Source organism: Actinoalloteichus hoggarensis, assembly GCF_002234535.1.
In the GTDB taxonomy this organism is placed as follows: Bacteria; Actinomycetota; Actinomycetes; order Mycobacteriales; family Pseudonocardiaceae; genus Actinoalloteichus_A; species Actinoalloteichus_A hoggarensis.
The window spans coordinates 530316-549357 of record NZ_CP022521.1; the positions used below are offsets into that span (position 1 = coordinate 530316).

A 19042-nucleotide genomic window follows, 5' to 3' on the forward strand; every position below is an offset into this window, starting at 1 on the left:
GGCTAGCCTAGGCGGGTGACCGATCCCGCGCACTCCTCCATCGAACTCGCCTGTGACTGGCGATCCGCAGGCGAGTACCAGGACATCCGGTACGAGGTCGCCGACGGCATCGCGAAGATCACGATCGACCGTCCCGAGGTCCGCAACGCCTTCCGGCCCAAGACGCTCTTCGAGCTGTCCGATGCCTTCAACCGGGCTCGCGACGACGATCAGATCGGCGTCATCATCCTCACCGGACAGGGCGACCTGGCGTTCTGCTCCGGCGGGGACCAACGCATCCGAGGCGACGACGGCTACATCGGGCACGACGAGAACGACCCGGTCGCGAGCAAGGGCATCGGCAGGCTCAACGTGCTCGACCTCCAGGTGCAGATCCGGCGGACGCCCAAGCCGGTGATCGCCATGGTCGCGGGATACGCGATCGGCGGCGGACACGTGCTGCACATCGTCTGCGACCTGACCATCGCGGCGGACAACGCGCGCTTCGGCCAGACCGGGCCGAAGGTCGGCTCCTTCGACGGCGGTTACGGCTCCGGGCTGCTCGCCAGGATCGTCGGGCAGAAGAAGTCTCGGGAGATCTGGTACCTCTGCAAGCAGTACGGCGCGGAGGAGGCCGAGAAGATGGGCCTGGTCAACACGGTGGTCCCGCTGGCCGAACTCGAGCGCGAGACGGTGAGCTGGGCCCGGCAGATGCTGCGACACTCGCCGCTGGCGCTGCGGATGCTCAAGGCTTCGCACAACGCCGTCGACGACGGCCTGGCGGGCGTGCAGCAGCTCGCGGGCGACTCGACGCTGCTGTTCTACATGACCGAGGAGGCCCAGGAGGGCCGGGACGCCTACCGGGAGAAGCGCACGCCCGACTTCGACAAGTTCCCGAAACGGCCGTGAACCCCTCGACCGCCCAGGCGCGGGTCATCGTCGACGAGCTGATCCGGCACGGGCTGCGCACCGCGGTCCTGTGCCCCGGCTCCCGCAACGCCCCGTTCTCGCTGGCGCTGGCCGAGGCGGCCAGGTCGGGCCGCCTCGAACTGCACGTCCGCGTCGACGAACGGGGCGCGGGCTTCCTGGCGTTGGGCGCGGCGAAGGCGACGGGCCGTGCCTCGGCGGTGTTCTGCACCTCGGGCACGGCGGCCGCGAACCTGCATCCGGCCGTCGCGGAGGCCGACCGGGCGTGCGTGGGCCTGCTGGTGGTCACCGCCGACCGGCCTGCCGAGCTCCGGGCGGCGGGCGCCAACCAGGTGATCGACCAGCATCGCCTGTTCGGTGCCGCCACCCGGCTGTTCGCCGAGCTGGGCGTGGCGGAGAACCGACCGGGCCAGCAGGCGTACTGGCGCAGCCAGGCGAGCCGGATCTGGCATGCCGTCTCGGGCGCCGCCGGGCCTGCCGGGCCCGCTCAGCTCAACGTCCCCCTGCGGGAGCCGCTGCTGCCGGGAGGCGAGGACCCGTGGTGCGAGCCGCTGGCGGGCCGGGACGACGGCGGCGGCTGGACCCGGCGGCACCGTCCGGCGGCGGTGTCGCCCCTGCGGCCGACCACCGCGCGCGGCCTGGTGCTGCTCGCCGAGCCCGACGACACCGTCGACGTCGCGGCGATCGCGGCCTGGGCGCGGCGCAACGGCTGGCCGCTGCTCGCCGAGACCGGCGGCGTCGGCGTGCCGGACGGCGCGCTGACCGCCGGAATGCACCTGTTGGCGGACGAGGACTTCCTGGCCGCGCACCGACCGGAACAGGTGGTGTGCGTCGGGCGGCCGACGGTCTTCCGACAGGTGCAGCGCCTCCTGTCCCGGTCGGACGTCGACGTGCTGCTGCTCGCCGCGCACGAGGCGGTGGCCCCGGCCAACGACGTCCGTGCCGTCGGCGACGACCTCCGCGACTCCACCGTCGCCGCCGACCCGGAGTGGTCTTCCGCCTGGGAGCGGGCCGACCGAACGACGACGGCCACGGTGGCGGCGTTGCTGGCCGAGCAGCCGGCACCGACCGCGCTGCGGTACACGGCCGAGCTGGTGGCGGCGCTGCCCGCCGGGGCCCTGCTGACGGTCGGGTCTTCGAACCCCGCCCGTGACGTGGCCCTGTGCGCACGGTCTCGGCCCGATCTGCGGGTGCTGCGCAACCGGGGAGCGGCGGGGATCGACGGCACCGTCTCCGTCGCGGCGGGCGCCGCGTTGGCGGTGACCGCCGGGCCCCGGCGTGCGGCGGTGCCCGCGGTGACCGATGCGGCCGACGACGCGGGCGGCGCGGTCGACGGCGCCGCCGGGCGCGCGGACCGTGTCGGGGCGGAGGCCGCCGACCTCGACACGGCCTCGGCGCCCGCCTGCTACGCGCTGCTCGGCGACCTGACCTTCCTGCACGACGTCAACGGACTGCTCGTGGGGACGGCGGAACGGCGCCCCGAGCTGACCATCGTGGTCGTCAACGACGACGGCGGCGGCATCTTCGAGCTGCTGGAGCAGGGCGCCCCCGAGCATCGGGAGTCCTTCGAGCGGGTGTTCGCCACCCCGCACGGCGTGGCGCTGGGTCCGCTGTGCGCGGCCTACGGGGTCGAGTACGAGCTGGTCGCCTCTCCGGAGCGGCTGCGCGAGGCGCTGCGGCCGCGACCTGCCCTGCGGGTCGTGGAGGTGCGCACCGACCGCTCCGATCTTCGAGCCCTGCACACCGCGTTGCGGGACAGGGTCGCCTCGGCGCTGCGCGCGGCGCGCTGATCGGCGGCGGTGCCCGCCGCCGATCAGGTCGCCTCCAGGGCGTCGCGGATCGGGAGCATCTTCGCCGCGGCCTCGCGGACCTCGGCGTCGGGGTCCGAACCGGAGACGATGCCGCAACCGGCGAACAGGCGGACCAGCGAGCCGCGCAGCTCGGCACAGCGCAGGGCGATGCCCAGCTCGCCGTCGCCGTCGGCGTCGATCCAGCCGACCGGACCCGCGTACCGGCCTCGGTCCATGGCCTCCAGCTCGGCGATGAGCGCGACCGCCTCGGTCCTGGGGGTGCCGCCGACCGCCGCCGTCGGATGCACGGCGTGGCCGAGCCGCAGCAGCGCGCCGGGGCCCGCCGTGGTGTCGGGATCGAGCCTGCCGGTGACGTCGCTGGCCAGATGGGCCACGTTCGGCAGCCGCAGCACGCTCGGTGTCTCGGGAACGTGCAGTTCGGTGCAGTAGGGTCGCAGCGTGTCGGCCAGCGACCGGATCGCGAACTCGTGTTCGCTGCGGTTCTTCGCCGAACTCAGCCGCGATTCAGCCGACTCGCCCGCCCCCGGCCACGCGGTACCCGCCAGCACTCGTGACTCGACCGTCTCGCCGGTCTTGCGCAGCAGCATCTCCGGGGTGGCGCCGATGAGACCGTCCACCGCGAACACCCAGCAGCTCGGATACCGGTCGGCGAGGTTCCGTAGCAGAAAGCGCTGGTCGAGCGGGGAGTCGGTCTCGGCGATGAGGTCGTGCGCGAGCACCACCTTGGCCAGCTCGCCCGCCCGCATGCGTTCCACCGCGCCCGCGACCGCCTTGCGGTAGTCGGTGACGGAGAGCCTGCCCTCCGAGTAACGGGTCACCCGCACACGACGCACCGGCTGGACGGCCGGGGCGAAGGGCTCGTCGTCGTCCCGCAGTTCGGTCCGCCAGGTGACGCCGTCACGCCTGCCGACCACCACCTTGGGCACGATCACCACCGAGCTGCCCGGCTCGTCGGCGAAGCTCATGCTGACGAAGGCCACCAGGCCGGTACCCGGCAGACCGACGGCGTCCTCGACGTCGGCGGCGGCGACCAGGTCGGCCCACCACCGCTCGGCCTCCGCGAAGCGATCTGCTCCCTTGACCTCGATGCGGGCGGCCTCGCCCCAGCCGACGAGGCCTTCGCCGCCATGAACCCAGGAGAACACCGGTTCGGGGTCGGGGAGCAGCGCCAGCAGGTCAGCATCCGAATCAGCTGCCACTGTGCGTGCTTGCAGCCTGCCCACAAGCGCCTGACGGGAGGCAGTATTCACTCGTTGAGGGTAAAAGGCGCCATCGTGGGACTGCTAGTCGGCTTGGCCACACCATCAGGACGAGCGGACACCAGACGCCAGACCTGGCCGGGACGCCGGCAGATGACGACTAGAGTTCGCTGTCGTGTCTCAGTCGAGGAGATCCGGGCGCGGTGGTCGGCGGAGCGGGTGGTCCCGCCTCTCGCGGCCCCGTCGGTGGACCACGATCGTGCTGCTCGGTCTCGGAGTGCTGGTCACCCTGATGAGCGTGCTGCTGGTGTCCGGGGCGCGGGTCAGCGACGCCCGCATCGAGGCCGATCTCGGCGAGACCACGGCGGAGGTGCTCTCCGTCTCGCTGCCCAGGACGCTGGTCAGGTACAACACGCCGGAGGGGGCCGTACACAGTCCGCAGACCGGCGTGCTCTACCCGGCGGGACTGAGCGAACAGGATTTGGTGCGCGTCGAGTACGACCGTGAGGAGCCGGATCTCGTCCGGGTCGCCGGGCGGGACTTCACCCTCACACTGCTGCCCGTGTCGCTCGTCCTCGTGTCGACCTGGGCGGTCCTGCTGACGACCGTCTGGCTGGTGTGCCGCTCACGACGCGCCGCGGCCTCGGCGGCGGACCGATCCGACGCGCCCCCGGCGGGCTAGCCGGCGACGTCCCGGCCGGGCGGTCCGCCCGCCACCGTGCGCCCGTCCGCCACGGGAGACCAGGCCGCGGCTCATTGATCGAACAGCCTGCCGCGCAGCTCGTCGTGCCCGGCCTGCCCGCAGGCCAGCAGGGTGCCTCGGCCCGCCTCGTCGCCCGCGGCGTCGGCGATCAGCCCGCCGGCCTCCCGCACGATCAACGGCAGCGGCGTCCACCATCGTCGCGCCGAGGGCGGCGCGGCGATGACCACGGCGTCCGCTCGCCCCGTGGCCAGCAGCGCGGTCTTGTACGGCACCCCGCCCACGTCCTCGGGCCACAGCACCCGGTCGCCGTCCGCCGTCGCGGCCGAGATCCGGGTGAGCCTGGACTGTTCCGGGACGAACTCCGGCCCCGTGGACAGGCGGGTGCCGCGCCCTCGGCCCGCGTACAGCAGCTCCTGCTGCATGGGCATCACGAGGACGCCTGCCGCGACGCCGTGCGCATCGGCGCAGGTGAGGAGCAGGGTGAACAACGGAATCCCGCCGCAGAAGAACGGAACGCCGTCGAGCGGATGGATCAGCCAGCGTCGATCGCCGCCGCCGGGCTCGTCGTCGCCGAGCCTGCCCACGACGGCGTCGCCGGGAGCGTCGGCGCCGAGTCCCGCGCGGATCGACTCCTCGACGGCGCGCTCCACCGCGGTCACGCCCGCCGCGTCCGTGATCGCGGCCCGTCTTCGATCGCCGTGGAAGAGGTTCGCGGCGAGCAGGCCGGCCTGGTGTGCGAGGCAGGCAGCGGTCCGGAGCAGTCCGAAGTCGGCGGGTGGCGCGGGGTGGGCGGTCGTCTTGGTCACGATCTAGGGACGGTCGGGACACGAACAGGTTGCCGTGGGCGTCCTGCGACGCCGGCCACGCCCGCGCTCGACGTCGGCGGCCTCGCTGACGTTCGACGTCGGCGGCCTCGCCTGCCGTCGTCACGTGATCGGGCCGCCCGTGCGGCCCTGTCCGACACCCGCGGCGCTCGACGTCGGCGACGACCGATCCGCTTGTGACGGCAACTCTTCTTCGCGGCGCCCAGGTGTAACATCAGTGGCACGGATCACGCGGCAGGAGGTGCGACGTGGCACTAGCCCGACCGGCCGAGGCGGACCGATCGTCGGAGGAGCAGGCCCTCGAGGCGGGCTTCCGGCAGCTGGTCGAGTCGGAGAGCCGGATCGAACCACGCGACTGGATGCCCGACGCCTACCGGGCCACCCTCATCCGGCAGATCGCTCAGCACGCGCACTCCGAGATCATCGGCATGCAGCCGGAGGGCGCCTGGATCTCGCGAGCACCCACCCTGCGCCGCAAGGCCGCCCTGTTGGCGAAGGTCCAGGACGAGGCAGGCCACGGGTTGTACCTCTACGCCGCCGCCGAGACCCTCGGCGTCGACCGTGCGGAACTGACCACGAAGCTGATCGAGGGCAGGCAGAAGTACTCCTCGATCTTCAACTACCCGACACCGACCTTCGCCGACGTCGGAGTGATCGGCTGGCTGGTGGACGGCGCGGCCATCTGCAACCAGGTCCCGCTGTGCCGCACCTCCTACGGGCCCTACGCACGCGCGATGATCCGGATCTGCAAGGAGGAGTCCTTCCATCAGCGGCAGGGTTACGAGCTGCTGATGACCATGATGGGCGGCACGACCCGCCAGCGTGCGGCCGTGCAGGACGCGGTGGACCGCTGGTGGTGGCCGTCGTTGATGATGTTCGGCCCGCCGGAGGGCTCGTCGCCCAACACCGCGCGCTCGATGGCCTGGCGGATCAAACGCCACACCAACGACGAGCTTCGGCAGCGGTTCGTCGACATGACGGTTCCGCAGGCCAACCGGCTCGGGGTCCGGCTGCCCGATCCCGAACTGCGCTGGAACCCCGACCGCGAGGCACACGACTTCGGCACGCCGGACTGGGACGAGCTGTATCGGGTGGTGCGCGGCGACGGTCCGTGCAACGCGGAGCGGATCGCCCATCGCAGGCAGGCGCACGAGGCGGGCACCTGGGTCCGGGAGGCGGCGACCGTGCACGCGGCCAAGCGGGCGGCGGGCACCGCGCGGGTCGACCGGACGGCGGTCGAGGCATGACGGAGTCTCCCGCCGGGCAGGACGCCGGGACGCCTCGGGCCGCCTGGCCGTTGTTCGAGGTCTTCGTCCGGGGCAAGCGCGGGCTGAACCACGTCCACGTCGGATCGCTGCACGCCCCCGACGCCCCGATGGCCCTGCGCAACGCCCGTGACCTCTACACCCGGCGCAACGAGGGCGTCAGCATCTGGGTGGTCCCCGCCGCCGCGGTCACCGCGTCCAGTCCGGACGAGAAGGACGCCTTCTTCGAGCCCAGCGGCGACAAGGTCTACCGGCACCCCACCTTCTACGCCATTCCCGACGACGTCCCCCACCTGTGAGACCGGCGGCGTACGGGGCCATTCGCCAGCGGACGGAAGGAGGTCGGCACAGGTGTCCTTCGACAACGCCTACGCGGCGCTGGCCGACGAGCACGAGGACACGCGCTGGGCCTACGGCACGGGATTCGACGACGCGCTGAGCAGGGTGGACCGTGCGCTGCCGTCGAACGTCGACCCCGCCGAACTCGCGCGGTACTGCCTGATGCTCGGCGACGACGCGTTGATCCTGGCGCAGCGGCTCGCCGAATGGTGTTCCCGGGGCCCGGAGCTGGAGGAGGACGTCGCGATCGCCAACATCGCCCTGGACCTCCTCGGCCAGGCGCGAATGCTGTTGACGCGGGCGGGCGAGGCGGAGGGCGAGGGCCGCACCGAGGACACGCTGGCCTATCTCCGCGGCACGTCCGAGTTTCGCAACGTCGTCCTCGTCGAGACCGACTGCGGGCCCGGTCCCGGCGGCGACTTCGCCGTCACGATGGTCCGGCTGCTGATCTTCGCCACCTGGCGGCTGGCCTGTTTCCAGCGGTTGACCGAGTCGGCGGACCCGGTGCTCGCCGCCGTGGCGGCCAAGGGCGTCAAGGAGCTGGCCTATCACCGGGACCACGCCGCGCAGTGGGTGGTCCGGCTCGGCGACGGCACGGCCGAGTCGGCGCGCCGGACGGCGGCCGGCCTGGAGCGGGTGCGGCCGTGGCTCGGTGAGCTGTTCGTCCCGCATCCGGTGGAGTCGGCGCTGGCCACGGCCGGGATCGCGGTCGATCCGTCGAGCCTGCGCGGCGAGGTCGCGGCGGTCCTGCGGCAGGTGCTCGCCGCCGCCGACCTCGCGGACCGGACGTCCGACCTGGTCGCGGCCCTCGGGGCGGTCCCGACCGGCGAGCACGGCCGCGAGGGACGTCACACCCCGGCGCTGGCCGACCTGCTCGCCGAGATGCAGTCCGAGGCCAGGGCGGACCCGGCGGCGGTGTGGTGATGACCAGGCCGACTCCGCAGCAGGTTCGGGCGGTCGCGGAGTCCGTCCTCGATCCCGAGCTGCCGATGCTCACCCTCGCCGACCTCGGCGTCCTGCGCGATGTCGAGGTACGACCCGGCGGCCGGGTGCTCGTGACGATCACGCCGACCTATTCCGGTTGTCCCGCGATCACCGAGATGCGCGCGGAGCTGCATCGGTCCCTCGTCGACGCGGGTTGCGCGCAGGTCGAGGTGCGCACTGTTTTGACGCCCGCGTGGTCCACCGACTGGATCAGCGAACGGGGTCGACGCGCCCTTCGGGAGCACGGCATCGCCCCGCCCGGTCCGGCGGGTGACCGCGCGGCCGGTCCGGTGCCGCTGCGGCTGGCCCCGCCGCCGAGCCGCGTCCGCTGCCCGCGTTGCGACTCGCTCGACACCGAGGAGCTGTCTCGGTTCGGCGCGACCGCCTGCCGATCGCTGCGGCGCTGCGTCGCCTGCGCCGAGCCCTTCGAGCACGTCAAGGAGCTGTAGTGACCGGTGTCGAATCCGCGCGAACGGCGCAGGCAGCGGGCGTCGCGGCGCCGCGGAGCACACGGACGAGGGCTCGGACGTTGACGATCAGCCGGATCGACCGGTTGTGCGCGGATGCCGTCGCGGTCACCTTCGCCGTTCCGTCGGAGCATGCGGCCGAGTTCGAATTCCGGCCCGGCCAGTACCTGACTCTGCGGCGCTCGGCCGGCGCGGACCGCGCGGCGGCGGCCGTCGGCGGTGATCAGGATGCCGGGCCGTCGGCGGACGTGGCGGCGGGGACGTCGACCGCGTCGGCCTCGGCGACGCCCGACGAGGCCCGCCGGTCCTATTCGATCTGCTCGGGAGCGGGCGAGCCGCCGCGCATCGGTGTTCGCCGGGTGGACGGCGGCGTGTGGTCGAGCTGGCTGGTGGAGGAGGCCCGCGTCGGCGATCGGGTGTCGGTGCTGCCGCCCCAGGGCCGCTTCACCCCGGATCTGGCGGTGCCCGCGCACCACGGCTTCGTCGCCGCGGGCTCCGGCATCACCCCGGTGCTGTCGATCCTGACCAGCGTGTTGGCGAGGCCGGGACATCGCGCCACGCTGCTCTACGGCAACCGGCGCGGCGACACGGTGATGTTCGCGGAGGAGTTGGCCGACCTGAAGGACCGGTACCCCGATCGGCTGCAGATCGTGCACCTGCTCAGCCGGGAGCCCACCGCCGTCGAACTGTTCTCCGGCAGGCTTGATCGGGATCGCCTACGACGACTGTTCGCCTCGGTGGTGCCCACACCCGACGTGGACCGGTGGTGGTTGTGCGGGCCGGTGGGGCTCGTCGAGGACGCGGGCACGGTACTCGGCGCCCTGGGCGTCCCCGCCGATCGAGTTCGTCGCGAGCTGTTCTACGTCGACGCGCCGCCGCCCGCTCCCCGCCGCCGGGCCGCCGAGGCCGCCGCAGGCCCGACGAGCCGGGTCACCGTGATCCTGGACGGTCGCAGCACCGAGATGACGCTGCCCGCCGACGAACCGGTGCTCGACGCGGCGCAGCGGGTCCGGGCCGACCTGCCCTTCGCATGCCGCGGCGGCGTGTGCGGGACCTGCCGAGCACGGGTGGTGACGGGGGAGGCCGAGATGCGGCGGAACTACGCGCTGGAGCCTGCCGAGGTCGACGCGGGTTTCGTGCTGACCTGTCAGGCCGAGCCCGCGTCGGCGGAGCTCGTCGTCGACTTCGACGCCTGACGTCTGCCGCACGTCGTCGGTGGCGTCGGTCCGCGACAACGCGCCCGGTGGACTGTGCCCACCGCCTCGGCACCGGTTCCCCGATCGGGCTGGATCGGGCTCGGCACCTGCCACCGCCCGCCCCCGCGTGACGCTCATTCGGCTCGTCGCCGGGACGAACGTCACGCGGTGCGGCTGTAGCGGCCGGACTCTCGGCCGGTCAGCGCAGGTGGAGCTGGGTGAAGGTGAACCAGGACAGCTCCAGGCGCAGCTGGCGGGAGAAGGGCAGCGGCTCGCCGTACTCGGAACCGTCGGAGCCGTTCGAGCCCACCTCCTTGAGCACGTGGTTGACGCGATAGAGGGTCGAGGCGGTGGTGTGACCCGCCTCCCGCTCCGCCAGCCCGGCCCGGAGGGCGTCGACGTCGGTGCAGGACACCTGGATGTCGTCGGTGGCACAGGCGACGTAGACCGAGACGTCCGAAGGCAGCACGGCGGCCACTTCGGCCGGGTCGTACTGGTCGGCGTCGTGCAGGAACCGCTCGTTCATCGGGTTGAACAGCGGGGCCAGCTCCGGCGGCACCGAGTCGGGCAGCCTGCCTTCCGTCCGCAGCGACTCGACGATCTCGGTGAGAGAGGCGAGCAGGGCGTCGGCCTGCTCCCTGGGCAGAAGTCCCGCCTCCACCTGCGCGTGGAGCTGCGCGGTGACCTGGTCGGTCAGCAGGGTCAGGTACCGCGTGCTCAGCGGCGTCAGCAGTCCGAGCGAGCTGATCGGCGGCACGTCGAGCGTCTCGTCTTGGGCGAGCACGAGCGCGATCAAACCGCCCTCGCTGTGGCCGGTGACCATCAGGCGGTCTTGATCGACCTCCGGCTGGTCGGCGAGCAGGCGCAGGCCTTCGGCGGCGTGTTGCACGAAGACGTCGAAGTCGATGCTCGCCGGGTCCTCGGCGTAGGGGCCGAGTCCCGTCTCACCGCTGCCCAGCTTGTCGTAGCGCAGCGAGGCGATGCCGTTCTTGGCGAAGGTGTCGGCGAGGCTTCGCAGCGTGCCGATGTCGCCCGGCAGACCTGGGCTGTTTCCCTCGCGGTCGGTCGGCCCGCTGCCCGCGACGAGCAGGACGGCGGGCACCGGCTTCCTGGTGTGCGCGGGAAGCCGAAGGCTGCCATGCAGCTCCAACCCGTCGGGTGCGGTGAAGGTGACGTCGCGATCGGTGCCCGTCCAACTCGTGACGGTGGGCGGCTCCTGTTCGGCATACGCCGCGGCCGAGCCGGCCACGGCGATGGAGGCCGCCGCCAGCACTCCGATCAGGGCGGACATGGGCCGTCGCCCGACGGCGGTCGTGTCGTCAGCGGCAGTGTGGTCAGAACCTTCTCGACGGGTACGCATCATCGGTTCCTCCCTCTCTGGCTCGTCGTGGCGGCGAAGCTGGGCAACGCCGATTCCCGCCCGAGGAATCCTTCCGCGCTCGCCGTGGCGGCCGGGAGGATCAGCGGACGCATAAAGAGATATCACATAAATAGCACCCGTTGGGCCGGTTTCGGAGATCGCGACCTCGGGCGGCCGGTTCAGCGGGTCGCCGACCGCCACCACCCGACGACCTCCTCGGCCACCCCCGGCGCGGCCACCAGCAGGACCTCCGGCGGCGGATCGCCTCGGCGGTCGTCGGCGGCCGAAGGTCGGCGGATCACCGCACCGGCCTCCGAAGCAAGGGCCAGCGCGCCCGCGACGTCGCGTTCCGGACAGCCGTGCAGCACGGCGGCGCTCACATGACCGAGCGCCACCTGCGTGATCGCCAGCGCGGAGCAGCCGAGGACCCGCACCCCGGCGTGTGCCTGGGCGGCGAGCCTGGTGAACTCGATCAGGCCCGGCCAGAGACCGGTGCGGGTCAACTCCGTGCACACCACCGCCCCGGCCGTGGAGCTCCGCCCGCCGCCGAGCGTCACCGGGACGCCGTTCGCCCGCATGCCCCGCCCGCGCGCTCCCGCGTAGACCTGGCCCCGGAACGGGTCCGCGACGGCGCCGACCAGCGGCCCGGTCTCGTCGAGCATCGCCAGGCTGTAGGCACACCAGGGCACGCCCGCCACGAAGTTCGCGTTGCCGTCGACGGCACTGACCAGCCAACGCCGGGAACTCGACCGGACGACGCCGTCGAGGCCGGGTGGGTCCGCGCCCGCCGGATCGCCGTCCGCGCCGATCAGCGGGATGTCGGGGAAGTGCTCGGCGAGCACTCGGCGGGTGTGCCGTTCCAGCGTGCGATGGGTGTCGGTCACCCAGTCGAACGGCGAGTCACGTGCGGCGGGCCGGGCACCGCGGCCCGCCTTGGCGATGATGACGTCGGCGGCGTCGCCCGCGAGGCGCCCGGCGATCTCCAGCGCCCGGGACAACAGCCCGGGGTCCATCGGCTGCCCTGACACGGACGGCATGAGGGTCATGCCGCCTTATCGTGACGTCCGCCGGTGTCTCCGATGCGACCAGAAGATGACGTGCGCCAGATCACTGAGCCAAGAGTTCGGATCATCGACCTTCCGGTCACCGCGTGCCCGCGCGGGCACGGTCTCGGCGCCGACCGACGCGCCCGGCGCGCCGACCGCCCGCGACGGCACGGGTTTCGAGACACGCCGAAGAGTTCGTCGGCGCGTCGTGGCGTGGCCGATGACGCCGATCACAGCTGATCACACAGGGTGCGACGGCGTTCACGGCGATGTCGCGGGACGGCAGCCGCCGTTCGGAGGTCTCCTCGGCGCCTTCGAGTCGCGGCCGTCCTCGCTCATGGCACCCCATGGCCTGCCCCGCCCCAGTAGGCTGAGCGGCGTGGTGAGGGCAGGCCTGGACAAGAATCCTCGGGAAGTCGCCGACATGTTCGACGGCGTCGCGGAGCACTACGACCGCACGAACACGGTGCTGACCGCCGGGATGGATCGTTACTGGCGTCGCGTCACCCTGGGGGCGCTGGCCCCGACTCCCGGCGAGCGGATTCTCGATCTCGCCGCGGGCACTGGGGTGTCCACCGTGGAGATCGGCCGGTCCGGCGCCTTCTGCGTCGCCGCGGACTTCTCCCTGGGGATGCTGCGTCGGGGCCGTGACCGCAAGGTGCCGATGGTCGCGGCGGACGGACTGGCGCTGCCCTTCGCCGACGGTGCCTTCGACGGCCTGACGATCATGTTCGCCCTGCGGAACTTCGCCGACACCGAGGGCGCGCTCCGGGAGATGCACCGGGTGGTGCGGCCGGGCGGCAGGCTGGTGATCTGCGAGTTCTCCACCCCGCCTTCGCCGCTGTTGCGCGAGCTCTACTTCAAGGGCGTGCTGACCGCGCTGCCGAAGGTCGCGAACCTGGTGGCCTCGAATCCGGTGGCCTACTCGTACCTGAGCGAGTCGATCCGTGCCTGGCCCGACCAGGAGGGCCTGGCGCGGCTGATCGGCGACGCGGGTTGGGAACGGGTCGCGTGGCGCGACCTCACCTTCGGGGCGGTCGCCGTGCACCGGGCCACGCGGTCGGCCTGAGTCCGCCGACCGGCCGGTGTGAAGCCTTCGTGAGTTTCGTCTCGATCTCGCGCCCGCAGGGGTGCGCGGTCGCCGTCTCGGCGGTTCGACATGGGCGGCGTCCTCGATGTGGAGGGCGGCCGATCAAGATCGAGAGGACGCCGCGGTCGCGAGGGGTCGCGCCGTGATCGACATCGAGCGGATCCGCTGATCAGGCATGGTCGTCGCGTGTCCGCGGAGGCTGCCTCGCCCCGGTCCGAGGTCGAGTGAGCGCCTCGCGGCGGAGCCCGTCCGGAAGAGGCAGGCCGACGGGCCGCCACGGGAGGCCGGCGCCTGAACGCTCCAGTGGCGGCGTGACCTAGACTCCCCGCAGACTTAGTGAACTCGTTCACAAGGAGCGGAATGAGCGGGGGCGATGACGTGACCTCATCGGGACAGACCGACAGGCGTCGCGCCGGTGACGACGCCCAGGTCATCGTGGTCGGGGCGGGCCCGGCGGGCGCGACCATGGCCGCGTACCTGGCCAGGGCGGGCGTCGACGTCCTGATGCTGGAGAAGTCGACCTTCCCCCGGGAGAAGGTCTGCGGTGACGGACTCACCCCTCGCGGGGTCAAGCAGCTCATCGACCTCGGCATCGACACCAGCGAAGAGGCGGGCTGGCTGCACAACAAGGGCCTGCGCGTCCTCGGTGGCGGCGTGACGATGGAACTGGACTGGCCGCAGCTGGCCACCTTCCCGCCCTACGGCGTCGTCCGCCCCCGACAGGACTTCGACCAGCTGCTCGCCGACCATGCGGTCCGCGCGGGCGCCAGGATGCTCCAGAACACCACCGTCACCGGCGCCGTCGTCGAAGACCGCACCGGTCGGGTCACCGGTGTCCGGGCCAAGACCGGCCCCGAGCGCACGCAGGTCGCCTACCGCGCGCCGCTGGTGATCGCCTGCGACGGCGTCTCGGCCCGGCTGGCGCTGTCGGTGGGCATCGATAAGCGGGACGACCGCCCGATGGGCGTCGCCGTCCGCCGGTACTACCGCAGTCCCCGGACCAACGACGACTACCTGGAGTCCCACCTCGAGCTGTGGGACCGCAGCGACCCGGGCGAGCCCCGGCTGCTGCCCGGATACGGCTGGCTGTTCCCGGTCGGCGACGGCACGGTGAACGCGGGCCTGGGCATCCTCTCCACGTCCAAGGCCTACGGCAGGACCGACTACCGGGCGCTGATGAAGACCTGGCTGGCGGGCACGCCCGAGGAATGGGGCTTCCGCGAGGAGAACGCCGTCGGGAAGATCCAGGGCGCCGCGCTGCCGATGGGCTTCAACCGGACCCCGCACTACCAGGCCGGTCTCCTGCTGGTCGGCGACGCGGGCGGGATGGTGAACCCCTTCAACGGCGAGGGGATCGCGTATGCCATGGAGTCGGCCAAGCTGGCCGCCGACTGTGTGATCCACGCGCTGGCCCGACCCACCGCCGCGTCGCGGGAACAGGCCCTGCGGCACTACCCCGTCGCGGTCCGGCAGGCGCTGGGCGGCTACTACCGCATGGGCGGCATCTTCTCGAAGCTGATCGGAAACCCGCTGGTCATGCGCGTCGCGACCCGATACGGGATGCCGATCGAACCCCTGATGCGTCGGTTCGTGCTGAAGCTGCTCGCGGGTCTCTACGACCCGAAGGACGGCGACGTGATGGACCGGTTGATCACCACCGCCACGCGGCTGACCCCCAGCGCGTGAAACCGGCAGGCAGGCAGCGGTTCGGCCTGCGGCGCACAGCCATCACTTAGGGCTGCCTAACAAGAACGAGACCGAAACCCACCCCTTAGGGTTCCAGCGGATGGCGGCTCAGCCACCCTGGATGGCAAGGATGAAAGGACGGCGGACGACGTGTTGGAGTCTTACCTCCCGCTCGTGTTGCTGTTCGCGTTGGCGGCTCTGTTCGCCTTGTTCTCGGTGACGGCAGCTCCATACATCGGGCCGCGCCGCTACAACAGGGCCAAGCTCGACGCGTACGAGTGCGGGATCGAACCCTCTCCGCAGCCGGTCGTCGGCGGTGGCCGGGTCCCGGTCAAGTTCTACCTGACCGGCATGTTGTTCATCCTGTTCGACGTCGAGGTCGTCTTCCTCTACCCCTACGCCGTGGCCCACGAGGCACTGGGTGTGTTCGGACTCTTCGCGGTCGGGACCTTCCTCATCGCCGTCACGATCGCCTTCGTCTACGAGTGGCGACTCGGCGGCCTGGACTGGGATTAGTCGAGCAGCAGCGGTCGTCGGGGAGGAACGCGAGAGACCATGGGACTTGAAGAGAAACTGCCGAACGGCATCCTGCTGACCAGCGTGGAGAAGCTGGTCAACTGGACGCGCAAGACGTCGATGTGGCCCGCCACCTTCGGGTTGGCCTGCTGCGCGATCGAGATGATGACCTCCGGCGGATCGCGCTACGACATCGCGCGCTTCGGCATGGAGCGGTTCAGCGCCACCCCGCGCCAGGCGGATCTGATGATCGTGGCGGGCCGGGTCACCAACAAGATGGCCCCGGTGCTGCGGCAGATCTACGACCAGATGCCGGAGCCGCGCTGGGTGCTGGCGATGGGCGTCTGCGCCTCGACCGGAGGCATGTTCAACAACTACGCGGTGGTGCAGGGCGTCGACCACGTCGTGCCGGTGGACATGTACCTGCCCGGCTGTCCGCCCCGCCCCGAGATGCTGCTGGACGCGATCCTGAAGCTGCACGCGAAGGTGATGGACGAGCCGCTCGGCCCGAAGCGCGCCGCCGTGCTCGCCGAGAGCGGCCACCGCACCGAACTGGTGCCCTCCTCGGTTCGTTATGCGAAGAAGAAGTGAGCGGGTGAGGCACTCGTGAGTGACGAGATCGACAAGAAGCTTCCGGACCGAGGTCCGCTCGCGGGCGACGGCAGCCTCAGCTCCGCCGAGCTCAGCAGCCGGGACGAGGCCGAGCACGAGGCACGCGGCGGCGTCGTCGCAGGACGAGCCCGGCAGGGCATGTTCGGCGTGCGCGGCAGCGGTGACACCAGCGGCTACGGCGGCCTCCGGCTGCCCGCCTACGTCCCGCCCGCCGCGGAGCGGCCGTTCGGCGGCTGGTTCGACGAGATGACCGACGAGCTGTATCTCGCGTTCGGGGAACGCGGCATCCCGGCGGACGCGATCCAGCAGATCACCATCGACCGCGGTGAGATCACCTTCTACCTGCGGCGTGAGCACCTGCTGGAGACCTGTCGAACGCTGCGTGACGACCCGGCGCTGCGCTTCGAGCTGTGCAGCTCGGTGTCCGGAGTGGACTACGGCGTCGACGTGCCGATGCGCCTGCACTCGGTGTACCACCTGACCTCGATGACGTACCGGCGGCGCATCCGCCTGGAGGTCGCCGTCGACGTCGACGACCCGCACATCCCCAGCGTCGTCGAGGTGTATCCGACGGCGGACTGGCAGGAGCGCGAGGCCTGGGACATGTTCGGCATCGTCTACGACGGTCACCCGGCGCTGACCCGAATCCTGATGCCCGACGACTGGGACGGCCACCCGCAGCGCAAGGACTACCCGCTCGGCGGAATCCCGGTGGAGTACAAGGGCGCGGAGATCCCGCCGCCGGACCAGCGGAGGTCCTACTCATGAGCAGAACGCACAGCACCAGCCCCGAGGCCGAGGGCGGCGACACGGTCGCCGACGTCACCACGGGCACCGACACCAGCCCGGCGGGACAGTCCGGCGGCCGCGACCCGTACGAGGCCACCTCGCGGCGGACCACCGAGGGTCAGGTCTACAACGTCAGCGGCGGCGACTGGGACGAGATCCCGACCTCCGCCGACAACGACGAGCGCATCGTCATCAACATGGGCCCTCAGCACCCGTCCACGCACGGCGTGCTGCGGCTCGTGCTGGAGCTCGAAGGCGAGACCGTCACCGAGTCCCGTGCGGTGATCGGCTACCTGCACACCGGCATCGAGAAGAACACCGAGTACCGGACCTGGACGCAGGGCGTCACGTTCGTGACGCGGATGGACTATCTCGCGCCGCTGCACAACGAGACCGCCTACTGCCTCGGCGTGGAGAAGCTGCTCGGCATCACCGCACCGCGTCGCGCCGACATCATCCGTGTGCTGCTCATGGAGCTCAACCGGATGAGCTCGCACCTGGTCTACCTGGCCACCGGCGGCATGGAGCTCGGCTCCACCACCGGCATGGTGTTCGGCTTCCGGGAGCGCGAGGAGGTCCTGCACCTCCTGGAGTTCCTGACCGGCCTGCGGATGAACCACGCCTTCATCCGACCCGGCGGCACCGCGCAGGACCTCCCCGTGGGCTATGAGAAGAAGATCCGCGACTTCCTGAAGGTCATGGAGAAGCGGATGAAGGACTACGACAACCTGTTCACGGGCCAGCCGATCTGGCGGCGCAGGCTGGGCGGCGTCGGGTACCTCTCGCTGGACGGCTGTCTCCAGCTCGGCGTCACCGGACCGATCCTGCGCTCCGCCGGACTGGCCTGGGACCTGCGCAAGGTCCAGCCGTACTGCGGGTACGAGGAGTACGAGTTCGACGTCCCGACGCTCACCGAGGGCGACGCCTTCGCGAGGTATCTCCTGCGTGTCGAGGAGATCCACCAGTCGATGCGCATCATCGAGCAGACGTTGCCCAAGCTCGCGGAGACCGAGGGCGAGCCGGTGATGGTCGCCGACGGCAAGATCGCCTGGCCCGCGAAGCTCACCATCGGTCCGGACGGCCTCGGCAACTCGCTGGAGCACGTGCGCAAGATCATGGGCCAGTCGATGGAGTCGTTGATCCATCACTTCAAGCTGGTCACCGAGGGCTTCGACGTGCCTGCGGGCCAGGTCTACGTGCCGGTCGAGTCGCCCCGCGGCGAACTGGGCTACCACCTGGTCTCCGACGGCGGCACCCGACCGATGCGCGTGCACGTCAGGGAGCCGAGCTTCGTGAACCTCCAGGCGTTCCCGGCGATGACCGAGGGCGGCCTGATCGCGGACGCCATCGTGTCGGTGGCCTCAATCGACCCGGTGATGGGTGGTGTGGACCGGTGACGAGTCATTCCGAGCAGGCCGCCGAGGCGGGCGCGCGGACGAGCGGTACGACGGCGGACACGGCGGAGACCGCCCGGCCGATCGAGCAGCCCGACGCCGCCCTGTTCGACGGTATCCGGGAGAAGGCCGCGCAGGTCGTCGCCCGCTATCCGCAGTCCCGGTCGGCGCTGCTGCCGCTGCTGCACCTGGTGCAGTCCGTCGAGGGCTGTGTCACGCAGGCGGGCATCGCGTTCTGCGCCGAGCAGCTTGATCTGAGCACCGCCGAGGTCAGCGCGGTGGCGACGTTCTACACGATGTACAAGCGTCGACCGTGCGGTGAGCATCTGGTCAGCGTGTGCACCAACGCGTTGTGCGCCACGCTGGGCGGCGACGACGTCTATGCCAGGCTCAAGGAGCGGCTGGGCGTCGGTCACGAGGAGACCGCGGGCGAGCCGGGCACGCCGGGCTCGATCACCCTGGAGCACGCCGAGTGTCTGGCGGCCTGCGACCTGGGGCCGGTCCTCCAGGTGAACTACGAGTACTTCGACAACCAGACGCCGGAGTCGGCGCTGGAACTCGTGGAGGCGTTGCAGCGCGGTGAGCGCCCGACCCCGACCAGGGGCGCGCCGCTCACCGACTTCAAGCAGGCGGAGCTCCAGCTCGCGGGCTTCTTCGAGGGGCGCGACTCCGACATCGCGGGACCGTCGGCCTCCGACGAGACGGTGCGGGGAGCACGGATCGCGGCCGAGCGGAGCTGGACCGCACCGCCGATGCCGGAGGACGCCGAGCTTCCTCCGGTCCCGGAGAAGAAGTGATGCGCGCGTCGAGACCCGTAGGGCTGTCGAGAACCGCGTGGTGTCCGACGCCGGTCGG

19 protein-coding genes are annotated in these 19042 nt (G+C 71.5%); 15 read left to right on the forward strand and 4 right to left on the reverse strand.

The features are described from left to right. The first annotated feature begins 15 nt into the window (after positions 1-15). Together menB and menD are read left to right on the forward strand one after the other, a co-directional pair. Positions 16-888: a 1,4-dihydroxy-2-naphthoyl-CoA synthase gene (gene menB, locus AHOG_RS02425; protein ID WP_093939908.1), complete on the forward strand. Its 873-nt coding sequence runs from the start codon at positions 16-18 to the stop codon at positions 886-888. Beyond that, positions 885-2696, forward strand: a complete 1812-nt coding sequence (gene menD, locus AHOG_RS02430; protein WP_093939909.1) for a 2-succinyl-5-enolpyruvyl-6-hydroxy-3-cyclohexene-1-carboxylic-acid synthase — start codon at positions 885-887, stop codon at positions 2694-2696. Before menB ends, menD begins: the two co-directional genes overlap by 4 nt. Positions 2697-2719: 23 nt before the next feature. Here the strand turns inward: menD and AHOG_RS02435 are convergent, their stop codons facing one another. After that, entirely contained in the window at positions 2720-3916 is a 1197-nt protein-coding gene (locus AHOG_RS02435; RefSeq protein WP_245856521.1) for an isochorismate synthase, read from the reverse strand. A 259-nt stretch (positions 3917-4175) separates the two neighbouring features. Here AHOG_RS02435 and AHOG_RS02440 point away from each other — a divergent pair, with 259 nt between their 5' ends. Next, positions 4176-4598: a DUF3592 domain-containing protein gene (locus tag AHOG_RS02440; protein ID WP_245856522.1), complete on the forward strand. Its 423-nt coding sequence runs from the start codon at positions 4176-4178 to the stop codon at positions 4596-4598. 71 nt (positions 4599-4669) lie between these two features. Here the strand turns inward: AHOG_RS02440 and AHOG_RS02445 are convergent, their stop codons facing one another. Then, complete coding sequence (locus AHOG_RS02445; protein WP_157736597.1) at positions 4670-5425, reverse strand: inositol monophosphatase family protein; 756 nt, start codon at positions 5423-5425, stop codon at positions 4670-4672. A gap of 338 nt (positions 5426-5763) precedes the next feature. Between AHOG_RS02445 and paaA the strand changes: the two genes are divergently transcribed. The 5 genes from paaA (at position 5764) to AHOG_RS02470 (ending at position 9694) form a co-directional block, all read left to right on the forward strand. Beyond that, positions 5764-6690, forward strand: coding sequence for a 1,2-phenylacetyl-CoA epoxidase subunit PaaA (gene paaA, locus AHOG_RS02450; RefSeq protein WP_245856820.1), 927 nt, complete (start codon positions 5764-5766; stop codon positions 6688-6690). Then, the gene (paaB, locus tag AHOG_RS02455) at positions 6687-7007 is read left to right on the forward strand and encodes a 1,2-phenylacetyl-CoA epoxidase subunit PaaB (protein ID WP_093939913.1); all 321 of its coding nucleotides are present in this window, start codon (positions 6687-6689) and stop codon (positions 7005-7007) included. Before paaA ends, paaB begins: the two co-directional genes overlap by 4 nt. A 52-nt stretch (positions 7008-7059) precedes the next feature. Continuing rightward, positions 7060-7971, forward strand: a complete 912-nt coding sequence (gene paaC / locus AHOG_RS02460) for a 1,2-phenylacetyl-CoA epoxidase subunit PaaC (protein ID WP_093939914.1) — start codon at positions 7060-7062, stop codon at positions 7969-7971. Beyond that, positions 7971-8480, forward strand: a complete 510-nt coding sequence (gene paaD, locus AHOG_RS02465; protein ID WP_093944087.1) for a 1,2-phenylacetyl-CoA epoxidase subunit PaaD — start codon at positions 7971-7973, stop codon at positions 8478-8480. Before paaC ends, paaD begins: the two co-directional genes overlap by 1 nt. Before the next feature lie 80 nt (positions 8481-8560). Then, positions 8561-9694: a 2Fe-2S iron-sulfur cluster-binding protein gene (locus tag AHOG_RS02470; protein WP_245856822.1), complete on the forward strand. Its 1134-nt coding sequence runs from the start codon at positions 8561-8563 to the stop codon at positions 9692-9694. Positions 9695-9893: 199 nt separating this feature from the next. On the opposite strand, the gene AHOG_RS02475 is transcribed toward AHOG_RS02470, so the two are convergent. Continuing rightward, positions 9894-10985 (reverse strand): alpha/beta hydrolase, encoded by a 1092-nt coding sequence (locus tag AHOG_RS02475; protein WP_157736598.1) that lies wholly within the window; start codon positions 10983-10985, stop codon positions 9894-9896. Between the two features lie 248 nt (positions 10986-11233). Further along, the gene (locus AHOG_RS02480) at positions 11234-12100 is read right to left on the reverse strand and encodes an inositol monophosphatase family protein (protein WP_093939915.1); all 867 of its coding nucleotides are present in this window, start codon (positions 12098-12100) and stop codon (positions 11234-11236) included. 379 nt (positions 12101-12479) lie between these two features. Here AHOG_RS02480 and AHOG_RS02485 point away from each other — a divergent pair, with 379 nt between their 5' ends. From AHOG_RS02485 to nuoE, 7 genes are all read left to right on the forward strand, one after another. Continuing rightward, positions 12480-13169 carry a demethylmenaquinone methyltransferase gene (locus tag AHOG_RS02485; protein ID WP_184450979.1) on the forward strand — a complete coding sequence of 230 codons (690 nt, stop codon included), beginning with the start codon at positions 12480-12482 and terminating at the stop codon, positions 13167-13169. A gap of 381 nt (positions 13170-13550) precedes the next feature. After that, a complete protein-coding gene (locus tag AHOG_RS02490) occupies positions 13551-14876 on the forward strand; it encodes a geranylgeranyl reductase family protein (protein WP_093939916.1) in 1326 nt (441 codons plus the stop codon). Between the two features lie 150 nt (positions 14877-15026). Beyond that, on the forward strand, positions 15027-15392 hold the full coding sequence (locus tag AHOG_RS02495) for an NADH-quinone oxidoreductase subunit A (protein ID WP_075738534.1): 366 nt from the start codon (positions 15027-15029) through the stop codon (positions 15390-15392). A gap of 39 nt (positions 15393-15431) precedes the next feature. Further along, a complete protein-coding gene (locus tag AHOG_RS02500) occupies positions 15432-15983 on the forward strand; it encodes a NuoB/complex I 20 kDa subunit family protein (protein ID WP_093939917.1) in 552 nt (183 codons plus the stop codon). 15 nt (positions 15984-15998) lie between these two features. Next, positions 15999-16772: an NADH-quinone oxidoreductase subunit C gene (locus AHOG_RS02505; protein WP_245856523.1), complete on the forward strand. Its 774-nt coding sequence runs from the start codon at positions 15999-16001 to the stop codon at positions 16770-16772. Continuing rightward, a complete protein-coding gene (locus tag AHOG_RS02510) occupies positions 16769-18190 on the forward strand; it encodes an NADH-quinone oxidoreductase subunit D (protein WP_093939918.1) in 1422 nt (473 codons plus the stop codon). The genes AHOG_RS02505 and AHOG_RS02510 overlap by 4 nt, the downstream gene beginning before the upstream one ends. Before the next feature lie 80 nt (positions 18191-18270). Next, positions 18271-18984 carry an NADH-quinone oxidoreductase subunit NuoE gene (gene nuoE, locus AHOG_RS02515; protein ID WP_184451002.1) on the forward strand — a complete coding sequence of 238 codons (714 nt, stop codon included), beginning with the start codon at positions 18271-18273 and terminating at the stop codon, positions 18982-18984. Positions 18985-19042 lie beyond the last annotated feature (58 nt).